This window comes from Streptomyces sp. RB17 (assembly GCF_009604455.1).
GTDB lineage: Bacteria > Actinomycetota > Actinomycetes > Streptomycetales > Streptomycetaceae > Streptomyces.
The window spans coordinates 749,588-773,458 of sequence record NZ_WEGL01000003.1 but is presented as its reverse complement, the minus strand read 5'-3'; the positions used below and the strand labels follow the sequence as shown (position 1 = coordinate 773,458).

The window sequence follows — 23,871 nt, the reverse complement described above, 5'->3', positions numbered from 1 at the left end:
TTAGGACATGGGACTCGAAGAAAAGCTGCCGAGCGGCTTCCTGCTGACCACCGTCGAGCAGGCCGCGGGCTGGGTGCGCAAGGCGTCCGTCTTCCCGGCCACCTTCGGCCTCGCCTGCTGCGCCATCGAGATGATGACCACCGGCGCCGGCCGGTACGACCTGGCGCGCTTCGGCATGGAGGTCTTCCGCGGCTCACCGCGCCAGGCCGACCTCATGATCGTCGCGGGCCGGGTCAGCCAGAAGATGGCGCCGGTGCTCCGCCAGGTCTACGACCAGATGCCCAACCCGAAATGGGTGATCTCCATGGGCGTCTGCGCCTCCTCGGGCGGCATGTTCAACAACTACGCGATCGTCCAGGGCGTCGACCACATCGTCCCGGTCGACATCTACCTGCCGGGCTGCCCGCCCCGCCCCGAGATGCTGATGGACGCGATCCTCAAGCTCCACCAGAAGATCCAGTCCTCCAAGCTCGGCGTCAACGCCGAGGAAGCGGCCCGCGAGGCGGAGGAGGCGGCGCTCAAGGCCCTGCCCACGATCGAGATGAAGGGGCTGCTGCGGTGAGCGACGCGAACGGCAACGGCACGGGCGGCGTGAACGGGTCCGCGAACGGGGTGAACCCCGAGAAGGACCTCTCCGCCTCCAACCTCCCCGGCCGGCGCGGCCAGGGCGGCGAGGAGATCCGCGTCCAGCGCGGCATGTTCGGCGCCAACAACGGCGGCGACACCTCCGGCTACGGCGGGCTGGTCCGCTCGGTCCGACTCCCGGGACCGGCGACCCGCCCCTACGGCGGCTGGTTCGACGAGGTCGCCGACGAACTGGAGGGCGCCCTGGAGGAACAGGGACTGCTCCCGGAGAACGCCGTCGAGAAGACGGTCGTCGACCGCGGCGAGCTCACCTTCCACATCGAACGCGAGCACCTGCTCCGCGTCGCCCGCACCCTGCGCGACGACCCGGCCCTGCGCTTCGAACTGTGCACCGGCGTCAGCGGCGTCCACTACCCGCACGACAAGGGTCGCGAGCTGCACGCCGTCTACCACCTGCGCTCGATCACCCACAACCGGCTGATCCGCCTCGAGGTCAGCGCCCCCGACGCCGACCCGCGCATCCCGTCCCTCGTCTCCGTCTATCCGACGAACGACTGGCACGAGCGCGAGACCTACGACTTCTTCGGAATCGTCTTCGACGGTCACCCGGCCCTGACGCGGATCATGATGCCGGACGACTGGCAGGGCCACCCGCAGCGCAAGGACTACCCCCTCGGCGGCATCCCCGTCGAGTACAAGGGCGCCCAGATCCCGGCTCCGGACCAGCGGAGGTCGTACTCGTGAGCACGCAGTCAGCATCCGCCGCGTCGGCCGCTTCGGCGCGGGAGACCACCGAGGGCACCGTCTACACGGTCACCGGTGGCGACTGGGACGAGGTCGTCCAGTCCGCGACCCGCGCCGACGACGAACGCATCGTCGTCAACATGGGTCCCCAGCACCCCTCCACCCACGGGGTGCTCCGGCTGATCCTGGAGATCGAGGGCGAGACGGTCACCGAGGCCCGCTGCGGCATCGGCTATCTGCACACCGGCATCGAGAAGAACCTCGAGTACCGCACGTGGACGCAGGGCACCACCTTCGTCACGCGCATGGATTACCTGACGTCCTTCTTCAACGAGACCGCCTACTGTCTCGCCGTCGAGAAGCTCCTCGGCATCGAGGACGACATCACCGAGCGCGCCAAGATCATCCGAGTGCTCCTGATGGAGCTGAACCGGTTGTCCTCCCACCTGGTGTGCATCGCCACCGGCGGCATGGAGCTCGGCGCCACCACGATCATGATCTACGGCTTCCGTGATCGTGAAATGATTCTCGACCTCTACGAGCTCATCACGGGCCTCAGGATGAACCACGCGTACATCCGCCCCGGCGGACTCGCCCAGGACCTGCCGCCCGGCGCGGTGGACCAGATCCGCGAGTTCGTGAAGAAGATGAAGAAGAACCTCCCGGAGTACGACAAGCTCGCCACCGGGAACCCCATCTTCAAGGCCCGCATGCAGGACATCGGCTATCTCGACCTGGCCGGCTGCATGGCCCTCGGCGCCACCGGCCCGATCCTGCGCTCCACCGGTCTGCCGCACGACCTGCGCAAGGCACAGCCGTACTGCGACTACGAGACGTACGACTTCGAGATCCCGACCGCCGACAGCTGCGACGCCTACGGCCGCTTCCTGGTCCGCCTGGAGGAGATGCGCCAGTCGCTCAGGATCGTCGAGCAGTGCCTGGACCGGCTCCAGCCCGGCCCGGTCATGGTCGCCGACAAGAAGATCGCCTGGCCCGCCCAGCTCGCCCTCGGACCGGATGGACTCGGCAACTCCCTCGACCACATCAAGAAGATCATGGGCACCTCCATGGAGGCCCTGATCCACCACTTCAAGCTCGTCACCGAGGGCTTCCGCGTCCCGCCGGGACAGGCGTACGCGGCCGTCGAGTCCCCCAAGGGCGAACTCGGTGTCCACGCCGTCTCCGACGGCGGCACCCGCCCCTACCGGGTCCACTTCCGCGACCCGTCCTTCACCAACCTGCAGGCCATGGCGGCGATGTGCGAGGGCGGCCAGGTCGCCGACGTGATCGTCGCCGTCGCGTCCATCGACCCCGTGATGGGAGGCGTCGACCGGTGACCACCTCTTCTTCGGAGCGGGGCGTCAGCCTGGGCATGCCCGAACTGCCCGCGCCGGCCTACCCGGACGACGTCCGGGCCAGGCTGGAGGCGGACGCGCGCGAGGTCATCGCGCGCTACCCGGACTCCCGGTCCGCCCTGCTCCCGCTGCTCCACCTCGTGCAGTCGGAGGAAGGCCATGTCACGCGCACCGGAATGCAGTTCTGCGCGGACATGCTGAACCTCACCACGGCCGAGGTGACCGCCGTCGCCACCTTCTACACCATGTACCGGCGCAAGCCCTCCGGCGACTACCAGGTGGGCGTGTGCACCAACACGCTGTGCGCGGTGATGGGCGGAGACGCGATCTTCGAGACCCTCCAGGAACACCTGGGCGTCGGCAACGGCGAGACCACCGACGACGGCAAGGTCACCCTGGAGCACATCGAGTGCAACGCGGCCTGCGACTTCGCGCCGGTCGTGATGGTCAACTGGGAGTTCTTCGACAACCAGACGCCGGGCAGCGCCAAGCGCCTGGTCGACGATCTGCGCGCGGGACGGCCCGTACAGCCCACGCGCGGGGCGCGGCTGTGCACGTTCAAGGAGACCGCGCGGATCCTCGCCGGCTTCCCCGACGAGCGGCCCGGGGCCGTCGAGGAGGGCGGCGGTGCGGGACCCGCGTCGCTGGTGGGCCTTCGCCTGGCAAGGGGAGAGGCCGCACCCGCGCGCGTGGTCCATCCGCGCGGAGGTCCGCATGGGGAACCGCAGGACAGGGTGCACGAGCCGTCGCCGGCCGAGCACCTCAGTTCCCATGACGCGCCGCTGGACACATCGGCCTCCGACCCGGCTCACCCCGCAGGGCCTACTGCAGAGGAGGGGGAGTGATGACCGTGGCACCCGAACTCAAGGACTCGAGCCCCGAGAAGCTGCTCGCACCCGTGCTGTCGGCCTTCTGGGACGAGGACCGGTCCTGGACTCTGGACGTCTACCGGAGGCACGAGGGGTACGAGGGGCTCCGCAAGGCGCTCGCCATGTCACCGGACGACCTGATCGCGTACGTCAAGGACTCCGGTCTGCGCGGCCGCGGCGGCGCGGGATTCCCGACCGGAATGAAGTGGCAGTTCATTCCGCAGGGTGATGGAAAACCGCACTATCTAGTTGTCAACGCCGACGAGTCGGAGCCCGGGACCTGCAAGGACATCCCGCTCCTCTTCGCGAACCCGCATAGCCTCATCGAGGGCATTGTGATCGCGTGTTATGCCATCAGGTCGTCGCATGCCTTCATCTATCTGCGTGGTGAAGTCGTCCCCGTTCTGCGGCGGTTGCACGAGGCCGTGCGCGAGGCCTACGCGGCGGGCTACCTCGGCGAGAACATCCTGGGCAGCGGGCTGGACCTCCAGCTCACCGTGCACGCGGGCGCCGGCGCGTACATCTGCGGTGAGGAGACCGCACTGCTGGACTCGCTCGAAGGCCGCCGTGGTCAACCGCGGCTCCGTCCCCCCTTCCCTGCGGTGGAAGGCCTCTACGCCTGTCCGACTGTTGTGAACAACGTCGAGTCGATCGCGTCGGTTCCCGCGATCCTGAAAAACGGGAAAGACTGGTTCAGGTCGATGGGCAGCGAGAAGTCCCCGGGCTTCACGCTCTACTCGCTCAGCGGCCATGTCGCCAGCCCCGGCCAGTACGAGGCCCCGCTCGGCATCACGCTCCGCCAGCTCCTCGACATGAGCGGCGGCATCCGGCCCGGGCACCGCCTGAAGTTCTGGACGCCGGGCGGCTCCTCGACGCCGATGTTCACCGACCAGCACCTCGACGTCCCGCTTGATTACGAGGGCGTCGGCGCCGCCGGGTCGATGCTCGGCACCAAGGCCCTGCAGTGCTTCGACGAGACGACCTGCGTGGTGCGGGCGGTGACCCGCTGGACCGAGTTCTACGCCCACGAGTCCTGCGGCAAGTGCACGCCCTGCCGCGAAGGGACGTACTGGCTGGTGCAGTTGCTACGGGACATCGAGGCCGGCAAGGGCGTCATGTCCGACCTCGACAAACTCAACGACATCGCCGACAACATCAACGGCAAGTCCTTCTGCGCCCTCGGCGACGGCGCCGCGTCCCCGATCTTCTCCTCACTGAAGTACTTCCGCGAGGAGTACGAGCAGCACATCACGGGCCGGGGCTGTCCCTTCGACCCGGCCAAGTCGACGGCCTGGGCGGACCGCCCGGAGGTGAACGCATGACCGTGACCACCAGTGTTCCCACGGGTGGGGGAGAGGCGTCGGTCCCGCCGGAGGACCTCGTCACGCTGACGATCGACGGCGTCGAGATCAGCGTGCCCAAGGGCACCCTGGTCATCCGGGCCGCCGAACAGCTCGGCATCGAGGTCCCGCGGTTCTGCGACCACCCCCTGCTCGACCCCGCCGGTGCATGCCGTCAGTGCATCGTCGAGGTCGAGGGCCAGCGCAAGCCGATGGCGTCCTGCACCATCACCTGCACCGACGGCATGGTGGTGAAGACCCAGCTCACCTCGCCGGTCGCGGAGAAGGCCCAGCACGGTGTGATGGAGCTGCTGCTCATCAACCACCCGCTGGACTGCCCGGTCTGCGACAAGGGCGGCGAGTGCCCACTGCAGAACCAGGCCATGTCGCACGGCAACGCCGAGTCCCGCTTCGACGGCAAGAAGCGGACGTACGAGAAGCCCGTTCCGATCTCCACACAGGTGCTGCTCGACCGCGAGCGGTGTGTGCTGTGCGCCCGCTGCACCCGGTTCTCCAACCAGATCGCGGGCGACCCGATGATCGAGCTCATCGAGCGTGGCGCACTCCAGCAGGTCGGCACCGGCGAGGGCGACCCGTTCGAGTCGTACTTCTCCGGCAACACCATCCAGATCTGTCCGGTCGGCGCGCTCACCTCGGCGGCCTACCGCTTCCGCTCCCGCCCCTTCGACCTCGTCTCCTCGCCGTCGATCTGCGAGCACTGCTCCGGCGGCTGCGCCACCCGCACCGACCACCGGCGCGGCAAGGTCATGCGGCGGCTCGCCGAGAACGACCCCGAGGTCAACGAGGAGTGGATCTGCGACAAGGGACGCTTCGCGTTCCGGTACGCGCAGCAGAAGGATCGTCTCGACACCCCGCTCGTCCGGGGCGCCGACGGCGTCCTGGAGCCCGCGTCCTGGCCGGAAGCCCTGGACGCTGCGGCGCGGGGCCTGGCCGCCGCCCGCTCCCGGGCCGGTGTCCTCATCGGCGGTCGGCTGACCGTCGAGGACGCCTACGCGTACAGCAAGTTCGCGCGCGTGGCGCTCGACACGAACGACATCGACTTCCGCGCGCGCGTGCACAGCGGCGAGGAGGCTGACTTCCTGGCCTCCCGGGTGGCCGGCCGCGGCCGTGACCTCGACGGCACGGGCGTCACGTACACCTCTCTGGAGAAGGCGCCCGCGGTCCTGCTGGTCGGCTTCGAGTCGGAGGAGGAGGCGCCCGGCGTCTTCCTGCGGCTGCGCAAGGCCTGGCGCAAGCGCAAGCAGAAGGTGTTCGCGCTGGCCACACACGCGACCCGGGGCCTTGAGAAGGCGGGCGGCACCCTGCTGCCGGCCGCGCCCGGCACCGAGACCGAGTGGCTGGACGCCCTCGCGAGCGGCGTCGGCCTGGAGGAGCCCGGTACCCGCGCCGCCGAGGCCCTGCGCACCGAGGGCGCCGTCATCGTCGTCGGTGAGCGGCTCGCCACGGTCGCAGGCGGCCTCACCGCCGCCGTACGCGCCGCCGCGGCGACCGGCGCCCAGCTGGTGTGGATCCCGCGCCGGGCCGGCGAGCGCGGCGCCGTCGAGGCGGGCGCGCTGCCGTCGCTGCTGCCGGGCGGCCGCCCGGCGACCGACCCACGCGCGCGGGAAGAGGTCGCCGCCGTCTGGGGGCTCGCCGAACTCCCGCTGCGCTACGGCCGCGACACCCACCAGATCATCGAGGCCGCCGCTACCGGCGAACTGTCCGCGCTGGTGGTCGCCGGGGTGGAGGTCGCCGACCTGCCCGACCCGGCACGCGCGCGTGAGGCACTCGACAGTGTCGGCTTCCTGGTGTCGCTGGAGCTGCGGCCCAGCGAGGTCACCGAGCACGCCGACGTCGTCCTGCCGGTCGCGGCGGTCGCCGAGAAGGGCGGCACCTTCCTCAACTGGGAGGGCAGGGTGCGTTTCTTCGACGCCGCCCTCAAGCCCGACCAGATGACCCGCCGCCTGGCACCGACCGACGCGCGCGTGCTGCAGATGCTGGCCGACGCCATGGACATCCACCTGGGCCTGCCGGATCTGCGCACCACGCGCGCGGAGATCGACCGGCTCGGCCCCTGGGACGGCCCGCGCGCCGTGGACCCCCAGGAGTCCGCGGGCGTATTGCCCCGCCCGGCCGCCGGCGAGGCCGTGCTCGCCGGGCACCGGCTGCTGCTCGACCAGGGCGTCCTCCAGGAGGGGGACGAGGCGCTCGCCGGAACCCGGCACGCCGCGCACGCGCGCGTGTCGGCGGCGACGGCGGCCGAGGCGGGCGTCAAGGACGGCGACGCCCTCGCCGTCACCGGCTCTGCCGGCACCACCGAACTCCCGCTGCGGATCACCGAGATGCCCGACCGGGTGGTCTGGCTTCCGTTGAACTCCGTCGGCGCCGGCGTCGCCTCCGACACCGGGGCACGGCCCGGCTCACTCGTCCGCATCGGCCCGGCGGCATCCGCCGAACAGGCCCCCAAGGAGGTGGAGGCATGAGCCCGTACCTCGCAGCTGAAGACCTCTCGATGTTCGGCCGCGACCCCTGGTGGCTGGTCGTCGTCAAGGCCGTGTTCTGCTTCGCCTTCCTGATGGTGACCGTGCTGTTCTCCATCGTCTGGGAGCGCAAGGTCGTCGCCTGGATGCAGTTGCGCATCGGCCCGAACCGGCACGGCCCCTGGGGCATGCTCCAGTCGCTCGCCGACGGCGTGAAGCTGATGCTCAAGGAAGACCTCATCGTCAAGCGCGCCGACAAGGTGGTCTACGTCCTGGCGCCGATCGTCGCGGCCATTCCGGCCTTCATGGCGATCGCGGTGATCCCCTTCGGCCCGGCCGACAACGAGATCTCGATCTTCGGCACGCGCACCACGATGCAGCTGACCGACCTGCCGATCGCGGTGCTCTACCTCCTCGCGGTCGCCTCCGTCGGCATCTACGGCATCGTCCTGGCGGGTTGGAGTTCCGGATCCACCTACCCGCTCCTCGGCGGCCTGCGCTCCTGCGCGCAGATGATCTCCTACGAGATCGCCATGGGCGCGGCGTTCGCCTCCGTGTTCCTGTACTCGGGATCGATGTCGACGTCCACGATCGTGGCCCAGCAGCACGACCGCTGGTACATCCTGCTGCTGCCGGTCTCGTTCATCCTCTACATCGTCACGATGGTCGGCGAGACCAACCGCGCCCCCTTCGACATGCCGGAGTCCGAGGGCGACCTGGTCGGCGGGTTCAACACCGAGTACTCGTCCATCAAGTTCGCGATGTTCATGCTCGCCGAGTACGTGAACATGGTGACGGTGTCGGCCGTGTCGACCACGCTGTTCCTCGGCGGCTGGCGCGCCCCCTGGCCGATCAGCTCCTTCTGGCAGGGTGCCAACCACGGCTGGTGGCCGCTGCTCTGGTTCGTGATCAAGGTCCAGCTGCTGCTGTTCTTCTTCATCTGGCTGCGCGGCACGCTCCCTCGCGTCCGCTACGACCAGCTGATGAAGCTCGGCTGGAAGGTCCTCATCCCGGTCTCCGTGACCTGGCTGATGCTGGTGGCGACCGTACGGGCCCTGCGCAACGAGCACTACGACTTCCCGAGCATCGCCCTGCCCGTCCTCGGCGCAGTTCTCGCCCTGGTGGTGATCTCCTTCGTCGTCGACATGTTCCGGGAGAAGGCCAAGGCGGCCGAACAGCCCGCCGCCGAGCCGGCCGGATTCGACGCGATGGCGGGCGGATTCCCCGTACCACCACTGCCCGGACAGGAGTTGCCGCCGGTGCCCAGGCGCCGCTCGCACCGCGAGCGAGAGTTGATTGTCAGTGGCGGGGCGGACACTGTCAGTGACGGATCTTCGGATGGAAAGGAGGCGTCGGATGGCTGAGGAGCCCAAGGAGACCAAGCCCGGTTTCCAGAACCCCGTGGCCGGCTTCGGCGTGACCTTCAAGGCCATGTTCAAGAAGCGGCTGACCGAGCAGTACCCGGAGCAGAAGAAGACCACGGCTCCGCGGTTCCACGGACGGCACCAGCTCAACCGCCATCCGGACGGCCTGGAGAAGTGCGTCGGCTGCGAGCTGTGCGCCTGGGCCTGCCCCGCCGACGCCATCTACGTGGAGGGCGCCGACAACACCGACGAGGAACGCTACTCGCCGGGCGAGCGGTACGGCCGCGTCTACCAGATCAACTACGCCCGCTGCATTCTGTGCGGCCTGTGCATCGAGGCGTGCCCCACGCGCGCGCTGACGATGACCAACGAGTTCGAGCTGGCCGACTCCAGCCGCGCCAACCTCATCTACACGAAGGAACAGCTCCTCGCCGGCCTCGAAGAGGGCATGGTCGACACGCCGCACGCGATCTTCCCGGGGACCGACGAACAGGACTACTACCGGGGTCTGGTCACCCAGGCCGCGCCCGGCACGGTCCGCCAGGTCGCCCTGTCCAAGGGCGAGGTCCCGCAGGAGGCCGCGTCGACCTTCGGCGAGGACGAACCGGCCTCGGAGAAGGTGATCGGCTGATGACGACGCAGCTCGCCGCCTACACCACGTCCACAGGCGAGGCCTTCCAGTTCTGGGTCCTCGGTACCGTCGCGTTGATCGGCGCCCTGTGCACCGTCTTCATGAAGAAGGCCGTGCACAGCGCGCTCTGTCTCGCCGGGACCATGATCGTCCTGGCGGTGTTCTACCTCGCCAACGGCGCCTACTTCCTGGGGGTCGTACAGATCGTCGTCTACACCGGCGCGATCATGATGCTGTTCCTGTTCGTGGTGATGCTCGTCGGCGTCACGGCCGCGGACTCGCTGAAGGAGACCATCAAGGGCCAGCGCTGGCTGGCCCTTCTGTGCGGTGTCGGCTTCGGAGTCCTGCTGTTCGCAGGCATCGGGAACGCCTCCCTGAAGGACTTCGCCGGCACCGGCCAGGCGAACGCCAACGGCAATGTGGAGGGCCTCGCCTCCCTCATCTTCACCAAGTACGTCTTCGCCTTCGAAATCACCGGCGCCCTGCTCATCACCGCCGCCGTCGGCGCCATGGTGCTCACCCACCGCGAGCGCACCGAGCGCGCCAAGACCCAGCGTGAGCTGTCCGAACAGCGCGTACGCGACGGGAAGAACGTCCCGCCGCTGCCCGCCCCCGGTGTCTACGCACGGCACAACGCGGTCGACATCGCGGGCCTGCTGCCCGACGGCACCCCGTCCGAGCTGACCGTCAGCAAGACGCTGCGCGAGCGCGGCCAGATCCGTGACGTGTCGGCGGAGGCGCTCAACGACCTGCGGGCGCTGGAGCAGCGCGCACAGGAACGTCTGGAGCGCACGGCGATCGAGCCGGCGACGTTCAAGCGGCCCGAGGAGGCGTCGAAGTGAACCCGGTCAACTACCTCTACCTCGCCGCCCTGTTGTTCACGATCGGCGCGACCGGCGTACTCATCCGGCGCAACGCCATCGTGGTCTTCATGTGCATCGAGCTGATGCTGAACGCCTGCAACCTCGCGTTCGTCACCTTCTCCCGGATGCACGGCAACCTCGACGGCCAGATCATCGCCTTCTTCACGATGGTCGTCGCCGCCGCGGAGGTCGTGGTGGGCCTCGCGATCATCGTGTCGCTGTTCCGTACCCGCCACTCGGCCTCGGTCGACGACGCCAGCCTGATGAAGCTGTAAGGGGTCGGAAGAATCGTGGAGAACCTGATCGCGCTGCTCATCGCGGCGCCCCTGCTCGGAGCGGCCGTCCTCCTGGTCGGCGGCCGACGGCTCGATGCCGTCGGCCACTGGATCGGCACGCTCCTGTCGACCGCGTCCTTCGTGTTCGGCGTGATCCTCTTCGCCGACCTGCTCGGAAAGAACGCCGAACACCGCACACTGACCCAGCATCTGTGGACATGGGTCTCGGTCGGCAGCTTCCAGGCGGACGTCACCTTCCGCCTCGACCAGCTGTCGATGACATTCGTCCTGCTCATCACGGGCGTGGGCTCGCTGATCCACCTGTACTCGGTCGGGTACATGGAGCACGACGAGCGCCGCCGCCGCTTCTTCGGCTACCTGAACCTGTTCCTCGCCGCGATGCTGCTGCTCGTCCTCGCCGACAACTACCTGCTGCTGTACGTCGGCTGGGAGGGCGTCGGCCTCGCGTCGTACCTGCTGATCGGCTTCTGGCAGCACAAGCCCAGCGCCGCGACGGCCGCGAAGAAGGCCTTCCTGGTCAACCGCGTCGGCGACATGGGCCTGTCGATCGCGATCATGCTGATGTTCACCACCTTCGGCAGCTTCGCCTTCGGTCCGGTCTTCGGACACGCCGGCGACACGTCCGAGGGCAAGCTCACCGCCATCGCGCTGATGCTGCTCCTCGCCGCCTGCGGCAAGTCCGCCCAGGTCCCGCTGCAGTCCTGGCTCGGGGACGCCATGGAGGGCCCGACCCCGGTCTCGGCCCTGATCCACGCGGCGACGATGGTGACCGCGGGCGTGTACCTGATCGTCCGTTCCGCCGCGATCTTCAACGCCGCCCCCGACGCCCAGCTGGCCGTGACCGTCGTAGGCGCCGTCACGCTCCTCTTCGGTGCGATCGTCGGTTGCGCGAAGGACGACATCAAGAAGGCGCTGGCCGGCTCGACCATGTCGCAGATCGGCTACATGGTGCTGGCGGCCGGCCTCGGCCCCATCGGCTACGTCTTCGCGATCATGCACCTGGTGACGCACGGCTTCTTCAAGGCCGGGCTGTTCCTCGGCGCCGGTTCCGTCATGCACGGCATGAACGACGAGGTCGACATGCGCCGCTACGGCGGCCTTCGGAAGTACATGCCGATCACCTTCGTCACCTTCGGTCTCGGTTACCTCGCCATCATCGGCTTCCCGGGCCTGTCCGGCTTCTTCTCCAAGGACAAGATCATCGAGGCGGCGTTCGCCAAGGGCGGCACCGAGGGCTGGATCCTCGGCGGCGCGGCCCTGCTGGGCGCGGCCATCACCGCCTTCTACATGACGCGCGTGATGCTGATGACGTTCTTCGGAGAAGAACGCTGGCGGCACGCCCCGAGCCCGTCCCCCGCCGAACCGAGCGTGGAGCCCGCCGCCGAGATCCACGGCGAGCACGCCGAGCCGCACCCGCACGAGTCGCCCAAGGTCATGACGATCCCCATGATCGTGCTGGCGGTGGGATCGGTGGCCGGCGGCTTCTTCTTCAACCTCGGCGACCGCTTCCTGCACTGGCTGGAGCCGGTCACCGGGCACAGCGAGGGCCACTCCCCGGTCAGCGCGGCGGCGGTCACCGGCGCCACCATGGTCTGCCTGGTCATCGGCGTCGGCATCGCCTGGGCACAGTACGGCCGCAAGCCCGTCCCGGCCGTCGCCCCGCGCGGCTCTCTGCTCACCCGCGCGGCCCGCCGCGACCTGCTCCAGGACGACTTCAACCATGTCGTCCTGGTACGCGGCGGCGAGCATCTGACGCGCTCCCTGGTCTACGTCGACCACACCCTGGTCGACGGTGTCGTCAACGGCACGGCGGCCGGCTTCGGCGGCCTGTCCGGACGGCTCCGCCGGATCCAGAACGGCTTCGCCCGCTCCTACGCGGTCTCGATGTTCGGCGGTGCGGCACTCCTGGTCGCCGCGACCCTGCTGATGAGGGCGGTCTGATACCGATGTCCTTTCCTCTCCTGACAGCGACGGCGGCGCTCCCGGCCGTAGGCGCGGTCGCCACGGCCGCCGTACCGGCCGCGCGGCGCACCGCCGCCAAGTGGCTGGCGCTGCTCGTCTCGCTCGCCACGCTCGCCCTGGCGATCACCGTCCTGGTCCGTTTCGACCCGGGCGGCGCCCGCTACCAGCTCACCGAGTCCCACGCCTGGATCAAGAACTTCGGGGTGAGATACGAGCTGGGGGTCGACGGTATCGGGGTGGCGCTGATCGCCCTGACCGCCGTACTGATCCCGTTCATCATCCTCGCCGGCTGGCACGACGCGGACCCGCTGGAGACGGGCAGCCGCCGCTGGCGCCCCACCCAGGGCTTCTTCGCGCTGATCCTGGCCGTCGAGGCGATGGTGCTGATCTCCTTCGAGTCCACCGACGTGTTCCTCTTCTACATCTTCTTCGAAGCCATGCTCATCCCGATGTACTTCCTCATCGGCGGCTTCGGAGACCGCGCCCACGCGCAGGGCGAGGAAGCGGCCTCGACGCAACGGTCGTACGCGGCCGTGAAGTTTCTCCTGTACAACCTGGTCGGCGGCCTGATCATGCTGGCCGCGGTGATCGGCCTCTACGTGGTGGCCGGAAACTTCAGCCTCCAGGAGATCGCGCAGGCCCGCGCGAACGGCTCGCTGCACATGGCGACGAGCACCGAACGCTGGCTGTTCCTGGGCTTCTTCTTCGCGTTCGCGGTGAAGGCTCCGCTGTGGCCGCTGCACACCTGGCTGCCCAACGCAATGCAGGAGGCCACCGCCCCGGTCGCCGTCCTCATCACCGCGGTCGTCGACAAGGTGGGCACCTTCGCGATGCTCCGCTTCTGCCTCCAGCTGTTCCCCCAGGCCAGCAAGTGGGCGACACCCGTCATCCTCGTCCTGGCGCTGATCAGCATCGTCTACGGCGCACTGCTCGCCGTGGGCCAGCGGGACATCAAACGTCTGGTCGCCTACGCGTCGATCTCGCACTTCGGCTTCATCATCATGGGCATCTTCGCGATGACCAGCCAGGGCCAGTCCGGCGCGACGCTCTACATGGTCAACCACGGCATCTCCACGGCCGCGCTGATGCTGGTCGCCGGCTTCCTGATCTCCCGGCGCGGCTCGCGGCTCATCGCCGACTACGGAGGCGTGCAGAAGGTTGCGCCGGTGCTCGCCGGAACCTTCCTGATCGGCGGCCTCGCCACCCTCTCGCTGCCCGGCCTCGCCCCGTTCGTCAGCGAGTTCCTGGTCCTCGTCGGCACGTTCGCGCGTTACCCGGCGATCGGCATCATCGCCACCTTCGGCATCGTCCTCGCCGCGCTCTACACCCTCGTCCTGTACCAGCGGACGATGACGGGTCCGGTGAAGCCCGAGGTGTCGGCGATGCCCGACCTTCGCGCGCGTGAACTGGTCGTTGTCGCCCCGCTGATCGTGCTGCTGATCTTCCTGGGCGTCTACCCGAAGCCCGTCACGGACATCGTCAACCCTGCGGTCAAGCAGACCATGTCCGACGTACACAAGACCGACCCCAAGCCCTCGGTGGAGGCGGCCAAGTGAGCGCAACAGTCGTCCACAGCCTGTGGACAACCGCGGCCGACCCGATCGCGAAGATCCCGGCACCGAAGATCGAATACGGACAATTGTCACCGACGCTGATCGTCGTCGGTGCGGCGCTGGTCGGGGTGCTGATCGAGGCGTTCGTCCCGCGCAAGTCCCGCTACTACGCCCAGGTGTTCGTGTCCGTCGTCGCACTGTGCGCCGCGTTCGCCGCGGTGGTCGCGCTGGCCGCCGACGGCTACGGCACCACCAAGGCGCACATCGCGGCCATGGGGGCGATCGCGGTCGACGGCCCGTCCCTGTTCCTGCAGGGCACGATCCTGCTGGCCGGTCTCGTCGGCCTCTTCACCTTCGCCGAGCGGCGCCTGGACCCGGCCGCACACGGCAACCGCGTCGACTCCTTCGCCGCGCAGGCCGCCTCCGTACCGGGCAGCGACAGCGAGAAGGCGGCGGTGAAGGCGGGTTTCACCACTACGGAGGCCTTCCCGCTCCTCCTCTTCGCGATCGCCGGCATGTTGGTGTTCCCCTCGGCCAACGACCTGCTGACCCTGTTCGTGGCCCTGGAGGTCTTCTCCCTGCCGCTGTACCTGCTGTGCGCGCTGGCCCGCCGCAAGCGGCTGATGTCGCAGGAAGCCGCGGTCAAGTACTTCCTGCTCGGCGCGTTCGCCTCCGCGTTCACGCTGTTCGGCATCGCCCTGCTCTACGGCTACTCGGGCTCGGTGTCGTACGCGCGCATCGCCCAGGTCGTCGACGGCACGGTCACCAACGTCGACCCGGCACTCGCCAACACCATGGGCAACGACGCGCTGCTGCTCCTCGGCAGCGCCCTGATCGTGATGGGCCTGCTGTTCAAGGTGGGCGCGGTGCCGTTCCACATGTGGACACCGGACGTCTACCAGGGCGCGCCGACGCCCGTGACGGGCTTCATGGCAGCGGCGACGAAGGTGGCCGCGTTCGGCGCTCTGCTGCGGCTGCTGTACGTCGTCCTGCCCGGGATGCGCTGGGACTGGCGGCCGGTCATGTGGGCAGTGGCGATCATCACCATGCTCGGCGGCGCGATCATCGCGATCACCCAGACCGACATCAAGCGGCTGCTGGCGTACTCGTCCATCGCGCACGCCGGATTCATCCTCGCGGGTGTCATCGCCACGTCGAAGGACGGCGTCTCGTCCGTCCTCTTCTACCTGGCGGGCTACTCGTTCGTGACGATCGGCGCGTTCGCGGTGGTCACGCTGGTGCGCGACGCGGGCGGCGAGGCGACCCACCTGTCCAAGTGGGCGGGTCTCGGCCGTCGCTCCCCGCTGGTGGCGGCGGTCTTCGCCGTTTTCCTCCTGGCCTTCGCCGGCATCCCGCTGACCTCCGGATTCGCCGGGAAGTTCGCCGTGTTCAAGGCGGCGGCGGACGGCGGTGCGGCCCCGCTGGTCGTGATCGGTGTGATCTCCTCCGCGATCGCCGCGTTCTTCTACATCCGTGTGATCGTGCTCATGTTCTTCAGCGAGCCGAGGCCGGAAGGCCCGACCGTGGCCGTCCCGTCCCCGCTGACCACGGCGGCGATCGGCGTGGGCGTCGCGGTGACGCTGGTGCTCGGTGTGGCGCCGCAGTACTTCCTGGACCTGGCGAGCCAGGCAGGAGTGTTCGTGCGCTGAGGTTCCCTTGCAAACGCCGCTGCCCGGCACCCTTGTTCAGACGAGGGCCGGGCAGCGGCGTGTTGCCGAGGTCACTGACTCTTGTTGCTCCAGCGGCAGCTCGGCCTTCTCGTTCTCGACCCGTTCGAGGCCGACGGTGAAACGATGGATGACCTCGAACTCCGACAACGGGAGGACAAGGGTCGCGTCGATCAACTCTGCCTCGGCAGTCGCTACACGTTGGCGTCCGGTTACACAGGAGAACGACCGAGCCTGTGGATAACTCCGAGGCTGTCGGTCCCGCCCCCTATCGTGGAGGCAGTGGTCGAGGAGCGACACACGGGGGACCGACGGGGGCCAGGACGATGGGTGCGACGGGCGGGATCAGCGAGATGCCACAGGTGACCGAGGGGCCGGGCGCGGCCGACAGCGAGGCGCTGGCCACGCTGCACCGGGTCTTCGGGTACGAGGCCTTCCGGGGCGAGCAGAAAGCGATCATCGAGCATGTGGTGGCGGGCCGCGACGCCGTCGTCCTCATGCCCACCGGCGGCGGAAAGTCGCTGTGCTACCAGATTCCGGCCCTGGTCAGACCGGGTGCGGGCGTGGTGATCTCGCCGCTGATCGCGCTCATGCAGGACCAGGTGGACGCCCTGCGTGCCCTCGGCGTTCGCGCCGGCTTCATCAACTCCACGCAGGACTTCGACGAGCGGCGCATGGTCGAGGCCGAGTTCCTCGCCGGCGAGCTGGATCTGCTGTACCTGGCGCCGGAGCGGCTGCGCCTGGAGGGCACGCTGGACCTGCTCTCGCGCGGCAAGATCTCCGTCTTCGCGATCGACGAGGCGCACTGCGTGTCCCAGTGGGGCCACGACTTCCGCCCCGACTACCTCACCCTGTCCCTGCTCGGGGAGCGCTGGCCGGACGTCCCGCGGATCGCCCTCACCGCCACGGCCACCCACGCCACCCACCAGGAGATCACCCAGCGGCTGAACCTGCCGGCGGCCCGCCACTTCGTCGCCAGTTTCGACCGGCCCAACATCCAGTACCGGATCGTGCCCAAGGCCGACCCCAGGAAGCAGCTGCTCGCCTTCCTGCGCGAGGAGCACGCGGGCGACGCCGGCATCGTGTACTGCCTGTCACGCAACTCGGTGGAACGGACGGCGGAGTTCCTGACCGCCAACGGCATCGACGCGGTGCCGTACCACGCGGGGCTGGACGCGGGCATGCGCGCCGCCCACCAGGCCCGGTTCCTGCGCGAGGACGGCCTGGTCGTGGTGGCGACCATCGCCTTCGGCATGGGCATCGACAAGCCTGACGTACGGTTCGTCGCGCACCTGGACCTGCCCAAGTCGATCGAGGGCTACTACCAGGAGACCGGCCGCGCGGGCCGCGACGGACTGCCGTCCACGGCCTGGATGGCGTACGGCCTGAACGACGTCATACAACAGCGCAAGCTGATCCAGTCCGGTGAGGGCGACGAGGCGTTCCGCCGCCGGGCCACCGCCCACCTCGACGCCATGCTCGCGCTGTGCGAGACGGCCCGCTGCCGCCGTGGGCAGCTGCTCGCCTACTTCGGCCAGGATCCCGATGCGGCGGGTTGCGGCAACTGCGACACCTGCCTCACCCCGCCGGAGACCTGGGACGGCACGATCGCCGCGCAGAAGGTGCTGTCGGCGGTGGTACGGCTGCAGCGGGAGCGTGGGCAGAAGTTCGGCGCGGTGCAGATCGTCGACATCCTGCTCGGCAAGCGCACCGGCAAGGTCATCCAGTTCGACCACGACCAGCTGTCCGTCTTCGGTATCGGGCAGGACCTCACCGAGGCCGAGTGGCGGGGCGTCATCCGCCAGCTGCTGGCACAGGGGCTGCTCGCGGTCGAGGGGGAGTACGGCACTCTGGTGCTCACCGAGGCGAGCACCACCGTGCTGCGGGGCGCGCGGGAGGTGCCGCTGCGCAAGGAGCCGAAGAAGCCGGCCGCCTCCCGGTCCCGGTCGGCCGGCCCCTCCGGTGGCGAGCGCAAGACCAAGGACGCCGCGGCCGAGCTGCCCGCCGAGCTGCTGCCCGCCTTCGAGGCCCTGCGTGCCTGGCGCACCGAGCAGGCCCGTGAGCAGGGCGTCCCGCCGTACATCATCTTCAACGACGCCACCCTGCGCGGGATCGTCACCCTGAGGCCCACCTCGGTGCGCGAACTGGCCACGGTGAGCGGCGTTGGCGAGAAGAAGCTGGCGACGTACGGGGAGGGCGTGCTGGCCGTACTGGCGGCCCTGGACGACCCGGCCCCGCCCGCAGGCGACGCGCCGGACGCCGACTGGCCGGAGCCGACCGAGGAGCCGGGGCCGGACGACTGGATATAGCCCACTGCCCGCCGGTCGGAGCGGCTGTCACAGCCCCCGAGCCGCGTACGCCCTGACGTCCGCGTCCGAGTCGGCCGTGGCCGTTGCCAGGGCGGCGCGGGCCTCCTCCGTGGCCCGGTGCCGGGTCAGGGCCAGCACCGCCGCCTTGCGCACGTCGGCGTTGGGGTCGGTCAGCGCCTTGGCCAGGGCGGGCACGGCGGTCTCGGCCGACGCGGCCGACAGCGCGGTGGCGGCGCCGGAACGGACCTGCCATGCCCGGTCGGTCAGCGCGGCCACGGCGCGGTCGGTGAGCGGGACCGGGCAGCCGGTGCCGGCCAGCGCGGCGAAGGCGGTACCACGCACCAGGGGATCGCTGTCCTCGGTGAGCCGGTCCAGGGCGCCGGTCAGCAGCCTCCGGTCGGCTGCGGTCGGGGACGCCGAGCCGACGGCGGCCAGGGCCTTGGCCACCGTGACCCGGATCTCCCGGGAGGGATCGTCCGCGGCATCCGCCAGCGGCCCGACCGCGTCGACGGAGACGAGCGCCCGTACGGCCTCGGTGCGGACTGAGATGTCGGAGTCGTCCAGCGCTGTCGCGAACACCCCGGCCCCACCGAGGCGCAGGGCGCGCAGCACATCGAGGGCGGCGGCGCGGACCACGGGGTCGGCCGCGGTGAGGGCGTCGGTGAGAGTGGTGCCGAGGGCGGGATCGGGTGGCAGGGTCTCGACCAGCTCGCGCAGCGAGGCAGCGGCGGCTGCGCGGACCTCGGCGTCGGGATCGGACAGGGCGCCGGCCAGGGCCTGCCCGGTGCCGGGCGGCACGGTCTCGGTGAGGACCGCGACAGTCGTACGGCGGACGGCGGGGTCCGGGTCGGCCAAGTAGGGCTCGATCAAGGTGAGTTCGGGTTCCGCCTCGGCCAGCTCCAGCAGTTCCAGGAGCCGTGGCGAGGCGGTACCTGCCAGGTCGGCCCGGTCGGCGGAGTCGGTGGCACGCGCGGGCGTCGGTCCCGTGGCGACCGGGGCCGCCTCGCGCGGCCCGGCCGTGGCCACGTCCTCGGGACGGACCTCGCCCAGCCGGCGGGAGGTGCCGCCGACCGGTGCGAACTCCTCGACCGGGACCAGATACGGAGCCACGGGACGGGCCGTGAACTCCATCGCACCAGAGGGGGACTTGTGCAGATCGAGATGGTGGAACCAGGAGACGTCGTCGCGGCCGGGGTGGTCGAGACGGTCGTGGTAGAGGCCCCAGCGGGACTCGGTGCGGGCGAGCGAGGCACGGGCGGCCATCTCGGCGCAGTCACGGATGAAGCCGGCCTCGGCGCAGCGCATCAGCTCGTGCGGGGTGCGGGCACCCATGGCGGCGATGTCGGCGCGCATCCGCTCGAAGGCCTCCAGAGCGAGGGAGAGCCGGGCACCGGACTTCGGCGGTGCCACGTAGTCGTTCACGAAGCGGCGCAGCTTGTACTCGACCTGGGGCTGCGGCGGGCTGTCCGGGTTGCGCAGCGGGCGGTAGATGAACTCGTGCGCCTCGCGCACCTGGTCCAGGGGAAGCTCCCCGGTGTACGCGGTGTACTGGGCGGCGTCCGCGCCCGCGAGGTCGCCGAAGACGAAGGCGCCGATCATGTAGTTGTGCGGGACGCAGGCGAGGTCGCCGGCGGCGTACAGGCGCGGGACGGTCGTACGGGCGTGGTCGTCGACGCGGACGCCGGAGGCGGAGTGGCCCCCGCACAGGCCGATCTCGGAGATGTGCATCTCGATGTCGTGGGTGCGGTAGTCGTGTCCGCGGCCGGCGTGGAAGGTGCCCCGGGTGGGCCGTTCGGTGGAGTGCAGGATCGACTCCAGGGCGGAGATCGACTCCTCGGGGAGGTGGCTGAGCTTCAGGTAGACCGGACCGCGGTCGCCGGCCACCTCGGCGGCGAACTCGGCCATCATCTGCCCCGACCAGTAGTCGGAGTCGACGAAGCGCTCGCCGTGCCGGTTGACCTGGTAGCCGCCGAAGGGGTTGGCGACGTAGGCGCAGGCCGGGCCGTTGTAGTCCTTGATCAGCGGGTTGATCTGGAAGCACTCGATGCCGGTCAGCTCGGCGCCCGCGTGGTAGGCCATGGCGTATCCGTCGCCGGCGTTGGTGGGGTTCTCGTAGGTGCCGTAGAGGTAGCCGGAGGCGGGCAGGCCGAGCCTGCCGCACGCGCCGGTGGCGAGGATGACCGCACCCGCGCGGACGGTGACGAAGGCGCCGGTACGGGTGTGGAAGCCGGCGGCGCCCACGGCCCGCCCCTCGGCGGTCAGGACCCGGACCGGCATCACCCGGTTCTCGATCCGGATCCGCTCCCGCATCTCGCGCCGCCGCAACTGCCGGTACAGGACCTTTTTGACGTCCTTGCCCTCTGGCATGGGCAGTACGTACGAGCCGGAGCGATGCACCTGGCGCACCGCGTACTCACCGTGCTCGTCCTTCTCGAACTTGACGCCGTACGACTCCAGCCGTTGCACCATCGCGAAACCGAGGATGGCGGTCTGGCGGACGGTGGACTGGTCGACGATGCCGTCGTTGGCGCGGGTGATCTCGGCGACGTAGTCGTCGGGTTCGGCGCGGCCGGGGATGACCGCGTTGTTGACGCCGTCCATGCCCATGGCGAGCGCGCCGGAGTGGCGGACGTGGGCCTTCTCCAGCAGAAGGACGTCGGCGCCGCGCTCGGCGGCGGTCAGGGCGGCCATCGTGCCGGCCGTTCCGCCGCCGATGACGAGGACGTCGCAGGTCAGTTCATCGGCGTCGGCGACGGCGGGAATCTCCAGGGGGGTGGACGCGGGAGTGGTCACCGGGGTGCCTTTCAGGAGCCGAGCGAGGTGAGGATGTCGCGGCGCAGGACCATGCGGGCCGGGTTCTCCACGGCCCGGCGATCGCGCGGTCCGGGCACGTCCCGTACGGCGGCCACCCGGCCGGAGCCGAGCAGGGCCACACGGTCGCCGAGGAAGAGGGCCTCGTCGACGTCGTGCGTGACGAAGACGACGGTCGCGCCCGTCCCTCGCAACACCTCCACCAGCAGGTCCTGCATGCCGGAGCGGGTCTGGGCGTCGAGGGCGCCGAAAGGCTCGTCCATGAGGACGGCACGCGGACTGTCGGCCAGCGCACGGGCCAACTGGGCACGCTGGCGCTGCCCGCCGGACACCCGGTGCGGCAACTGCCCAGCCTGCTCGCTGAGTCCGACGCGGGCGAGCCAGGACTCGGCCCGGGAACGGCGTTCGGAGCGTGGTACGCCGCTGATGGCGAGCGGCAGTTCGACGTTCCCGCGCAAGGTGCGCCAGGGCAGCAGCGCGTCCTCCTGGAAGACGAGCGCGCGGTCGGCCGACGGCCCCGTCAGCGGGACGCCGTCCACTTCGGCCGCGCCGCCCAGCGGAGGCAGCAGCCCGGCGAGCGTGCGCAGCAGCGTGGACTTGCCGCAGCCTGACGGGCCGACGACGGTGAGGATCTCGCCGGGCGAGACGTCCAGGTCGACGTCGTACAGCACCGGTGCGTCCGGGCGGCCGAGCACGGCGTCCCGGAAGGTGAGCCGGGTGCCCGCTGCTGCGCCCGCTTCCCCCGTGGCGGGAGCGGTGACGGTCTCAGACGAGGTGCTCATCGCGGGCCTCCTCGGTGTGATTCTGGCCCTGCTGCTCGGGCTGGGCCTGGTGCTCGGAATCGCCGTCGGCACGAACGGCGGCGACAGGCCGGGGCACGCGGGTGCGGCCTCCGGGCACGTACGAGGTGCGGGGCAGCCAGCGGGTCAGGCGCCGGCCGAGGAGTTCCACGGCCGTGGAGGTGATCCAGCCGAGGACGCCGATGGTGGCCATGCCGACGAAGACGCCCGGGTAGTTCACCACCGTGTAGTCCTGCCAGGTGCGGTAGCCGACCCCGTACTGGCCGGAGATCATCTCGGCGGAGATCACGCAGATCCACGACACACCGATGCCGACCGACAGCCCGCTGAAGATGCCGGGCAGTGCGCCCGGCAGCACGACCGAACCGAGGATCCGCAGCCGCCCACCGCCCATGGTGCGCACCGCCTCTTCCCAGACGGGGGTCAGCGCGCGGACCGCGTGCCGGGTGGAGACCAGCACGGGGAAGAAGGCAGCGGTGCAGGTGATGAAGACGATGCCCTGCTCGTTGGAGGGGAAGAGGAGGATTGCGACCGGGACGAGGGCGATCGCCGGGATCGGGCGGATCACCTCCAGGACCGAGCCGAGCAGGCCTTCGACGAGGCGCGAACGGGCCACGAGCACGCCGGTCACCACGCCCAGGACGGCGGCCAGGGCGAAGCCGGTGAGGATCCGGGTGAGGCTGTCGGTGAGGTCGGTCCAGTAGTCGCCTCCGGAAAGTCGGCGGCTGAAGGCGCGGGCCACGTCGGTGACCGTCGGGAACTGCGAGAAACGCAGCCACAGATCGACTTTCAGGCTGGTCAGCAGCTGCCACAGCCCGAGGAAAGCGGCCAGGGAAACCGTCCGCAGCGCATACCGGGGGAGGGGCCACCGGGTCATGAGGCCCGCTCCAGGACCTCGCGGTACGACACCGTGCGGGCGCCGCCGTGGGCGGTGACGTAGGCCTGCGCTGTCGCCGGTGTGACGAAGGGCAGCAGTTGGTCGCCATCGGCCACCCACACCGCCTTGTCCGCGAACCACAGTGTGCCGGTGGTGGCGTCGGGCACGTAAGCGGCGCGGATGCCGCCCTGGTGCCCGGCCACGTACACCAGCAGCGCTTTCGCGGACTTGAAGGAGACGGTCTTCTCGCTCTCCTTGGGCCACACCTCGCTCGCGGCCGGCGCGGGAGCGGAAGTGAGCCGCTTGGCGTAGGAGGCGCCGAGGGCCTTCTTGACGTACCGGTCGTCGACGAAGGAGTCCACGTCGATGTCGCCGGTCAGCTTGGCGGCCTTCAGCACGGAGACGTCCTGCTTCAGCGCGGAGACGAGCTGCGGCTTGACGGCCGGGTCGAAGGTGGCGATGCCGTGGGCGCCGTTGTACAGGTAGACGACCTCGGCGGGCAGGCCTGTGGCCTTCGCGACCTTCTCGGCGGCGGGCACGGGGTGGGCGTTGAGGTAGTCCGTCGCATCCGCCTGGGCCTTGATGAAGGCCTCCAGGACGGCCGGATGCCGCTTGGCGAAGTCCTCGCGGGCGGTGACGCCGTGGAAGGTGGGCAGGTTCAGCTGGGCGCCGTCGTACAGGGCCTTCGCCTTGCCCTGGTAGGCGAGCAGGCCCGGCCAGGCGACGAACTGCGACAGCGCGTCCACGCCGCTGGAGGAGAGCGCCGAGGCGCCGACGGCAGGCTGCTGGTTGAGTTCGGAGATGCCCTTGTCCGGGTCGATGCCGGCGCGCTGCAGGGCCCGTACGAGGGTGCCGTCCGCGGCGGAGCCGACGCTCGTGGAGACCTTCTTGCCCTTCAGGTCCTGTAGGGAAGTGAGCTGCGAACCGGGTGCGGTGACGACCGTGTTGAGGCCGCCACGCAGGTTGTAGCCGGTCACCGAGACCAGGTGGGTGGGGCGGCCGAGCTCCTTGCCGCGGGCGGCGTTGAGCAGCAGCGGGAAGTCACCCATCGAGCCGATGTCGATCTTGTCGGCGGTCATCTGGGCGGTCATCTGGGCGGTGATCGGGGCGCCGGTGGCGTAGTCCTGCCAGGCGACCTTGTAGGTGTGGCCGTCGTGCAGGGCGTTGAGCTGCTTCTCGAAGGAGCCGAGGGAGCGCAGCAGCGTGCCGGCGGTGACGGTGTTGATGGTTTTGGACTGGTAGCCGACGGTCACGGTGACCGTGGAGCCGCTGCCCGCCTCGGCACTGCCGACGCAGGCGGACAGGGGAAGGAGGAGCGCGGCGGCGGATGCGGCGGCTGCCGTTCGTTTCATGGTGGTTGTGCCT

General features: G+C 69.8%; 19 protein-coding genes. 14 read left to right on the top strand and 5 right to left on the bottom strand.

Going from position 1 to position 23,871, the window contains the following annotated elements; genetic code table 11:
* Positions 1 to 7: 7 nt before the first annotated feature.
* The 13 genes from SRB17_RS17285 to nuoN are packed head-to-tail and all read left to right on the top strand — an operon-like array spanning position 8 to position 15,691.
* The gene (locus tag SRB17_RS17285; RefSeq protein WP_007383964.1) at positions 8 to 562 is read left to right on the top strand and encodes a NuoB/complex I 20 kDa subunit family protein; all 555 of its coding nucleotides are present in this window, start codon (positions 8 to 10) and stop codon (positions 560 to 562) included.
* Positions 559 to 1,329 carry an NADH-quinone oxidoreductase subunit C gene (locus tag SRB17_RS17280; RefSeq protein WP_323375738.1) on the top strand — a complete coding sequence of 257 codons (771 nt, stop codon included), beginning with the start codon at positions 559 to 561 and terminating at the stop codon, positions 1,327 to 1,329. Before SRB17_RS17285 ends, SRB17_RS17280 begins: the two co-directional genes overlap by 4 nt.
* Complete coding sequence (locus tag SRB17_RS17275) at positions 1,326 to 2,666, top strand: NADH-quinone oxidoreductase subunit D (RefSeq protein ID WP_323375736.1); 1,341 nt, start codon at positions 1,326 to 1,328, stop codon at positions 2,664 to 2,666. The genes SRB17_RS17280 and SRB17_RS17275 overlap by 4 nt, the downstream gene beginning before the upstream one ends.
* Positions 2,663 to 3,529 carry an NADH-quinone oxidoreductase subunit NuoE gene (nuoE, locus tag SRB17_RS17270; RefSeq protein WP_323375734.1) on the top strand — a complete coding sequence of 289 codons (867 nt, stop codon included), beginning with the start codon at positions 2,663 to 2,665 and terminating at the stop codon, positions 3,527 to 3,529. The genes SRB17_RS17275 and nuoE overlap by 4 nt, the downstream gene beginning before the upstream one ends.
* A complete protein-coding gene (gene nuoF / locus SRB17_RS17265) occupies positions 3,526 to 4,875 on the top strand; it encodes an NADH-quinone oxidoreductase subunit NuoF (RefSeq protein ID WP_323375732.1) in 1,350 nt (449 codons plus the stop codon). Before nuoE ends, nuoF begins: the two co-directional genes overlap by 4 nt.
* A complete protein-coding gene (locus tag SRB17_RS17260; RefSeq protein WP_153539435.1) occupies positions 4,872 to 7,376 on the top strand; it encodes an NADH-quinone oxidoreductase subunit G in 2,505 nt (834 codons plus the stop codon). The genes nuoF and SRB17_RS17260 overlap by 4 nt, the downstream gene beginning before the upstream one ends.
* Complete coding sequence (gene nuoH / locus SRB17_RS17255; protein ID WP_153539434.1) at positions 7,373 to 8,737, top strand: NADH-quinone oxidoreductase subunit NuoH; 1,365 nt, start codon at positions 7,373 to 7,375, stop codon at positions 8,735 to 8,737. Before SRB17_RS17260 ends, nuoH begins: the two co-directional genes overlap by 4 nt.
* Positions 8,730 to 9,368 carry an NADH-quinone oxidoreductase subunit NuoI gene (gene nuoI, locus SRB17_RS17250; protein ID WP_153539433.1) on the top strand — a complete coding sequence of 213 codons (639 nt, stop codon included), beginning with the start codon at positions 8,730 to 8,732 and terminating at the stop codon, positions 9,366 to 9,368. The genes nuoH and nuoI overlap by 8 nt, the downstream gene beginning before the upstream one ends.
* A complete protein-coding gene (locus SRB17_RS17245; protein ID WP_153539432.1) occupies positions 9,368 to 10,210 on the top strand; it encodes an NADH-quinone oxidoreductase subunit J in 843 nt (280 codons plus the stop codon). The genes nuoI and SRB17_RS17245 overlap by 1 nt, the downstream gene beginning before the upstream one ends.
* Complete coding sequence (gene nuoK / locus SRB17_RS17240) at positions 10,207 to 10,506, top strand: NADH-quinone oxidoreductase subunit NuoK (protein WP_023547474.1); 300 nt, start codon at positions 10,207 to 10,209, stop codon at positions 10,504 to 10,506. The genes SRB17_RS17245 and nuoK overlap by 4 nt, the downstream gene beginning before the upstream one ends.
* Positions 10,507 to 10,521: 15 nt before the next feature.
* Positions 10,522 to 12,468, top strand: a complete 1,947-nt coding sequence (gene nuoL, locus SRB17_RS17235; RefSeq protein WP_323375731.1) for an NADH-quinone oxidoreductase subunit L — start codon at positions 10,522 to 10,524, stop codon at positions 12,466 to 12,468.
* A gap of 5 nt (positions 12,469 to 12,473) precedes the next feature.
* Positions 12,474 to 14,045 carry an NADH-quinone oxidoreductase subunit M gene (locus SRB17_RS17230; protein WP_153539431.1) on the top strand — a complete coding sequence of 524 codons (1,572 nt, stop codon included), beginning with the start codon at positions 12,474 to 12,476 and terminating at the stop codon, positions 14,043 to 14,045.
* Positions 14,042 to 15,691 carry an NADH-quinone oxidoreductase subunit NuoN gene (gene nuoN / locus SRB17_RS17225; protein ID WP_323375730.1) on the top strand — a complete coding sequence of 550 codons (1,650 nt, stop codon included), beginning with the start codon at positions 14,042 to 14,044 and terminating at the stop codon, positions 15,689 to 15,691. Before SRB17_RS17230 ends, nuoN begins: the two co-directional genes overlap by 4 nt.
* Positions 15,692 to 15,727: 36 nt before the next feature.
* On the opposite strand, the gene SRB17_RS45430 is transcribed toward nuoN, so the two are convergent.
* On the bottom strand, positions 15,728 to 15,886 hold the full coding sequence (locus SRB17_RS45430; RefSeq protein WP_194294030.1) for a hypothetical protein: 159 nt from the start codon (positions 15,884 to 15,886) through the stop codon (positions 15,728 to 15,730).
* A 149-nt stretch (positions 15,887 to 16,035) separates the two neighbouring features.
* On the opposite strand from SRB17_RS45430, the gene recQ reads away from it, so the two are divergent.
* Positions 16,036 to 18,018 (top strand): DNA helicase RecQ, encoded by a 1,983-nt coding sequence (gene recQ / locus SRB17_RS17215; protein ID WP_153539429.1) that lies wholly within the window; start codon positions 16,036 to 16,038, stop codon positions 18,016 to 18,018.
* Between the two features lie 27 nt (positions 18,019 to 18,045).
* Here recQ and SRB17_RS17210 read toward each other — a convergent pair whose 3' ends face one another.
* Genes SRB17_RS17210 through SRB17_RS17195 form a run of 4 tightly spaced genes read right to left on the bottom strand, consistent with a single transcriptional unit; the run spans position 18,046 to position 23,858 of the window.
* On the bottom strand, positions 18,046 to 20,811 hold the full coding sequence (locus tag SRB17_RS17210; protein ID WP_416237062.1) for a fumarate reductase/succinate dehydrogenase flavoprotein subunit: 2,766 nt from the start codon (positions 20,809 to 20,811) through the stop codon (positions 18,046 to 18,048).
* 11 nt (positions 20,812 to 20,822) lie between these two features.
* Positions 20,823 to 21,611: an ABC transporter ATP-binding protein gene (locus tag SRB17_RS17205; protein ID WP_153539427.1), complete on the bottom strand. Its 789-nt coding sequence runs from the start codon at positions 21,609 to 21,611 to the stop codon at positions 20,823 to 20,825.
* Positions 21,595 to 22,506, bottom strand: coding sequence for an ABC transporter permease (locus tag SRB17_RS17200; protein ID WP_228396087.1), 912 nt, complete (start codon positions 22,504 to 22,506; stop codon positions 21,595 to 21,597). The genes SRB17_RS17205 and SRB17_RS17200 overlap by 17 nt, the downstream gene beginning before the upstream one ends.
* Complete coding sequence (locus SRB17_RS17195; RefSeq protein WP_153539426.1) at positions 22,503 to 23,858, bottom strand: ABC transporter substrate-binding protein; 1,356 nt, start codon at positions 23,856 to 23,858, stop codon at positions 22,503 to 22,505. The genes SRB17_RS17200 and SRB17_RS17195 overlap by 4 nt, the downstream gene beginning before the upstream one ends.
* Positions 23,859 to 23,871: the final 13 nt, after the last annotated feature.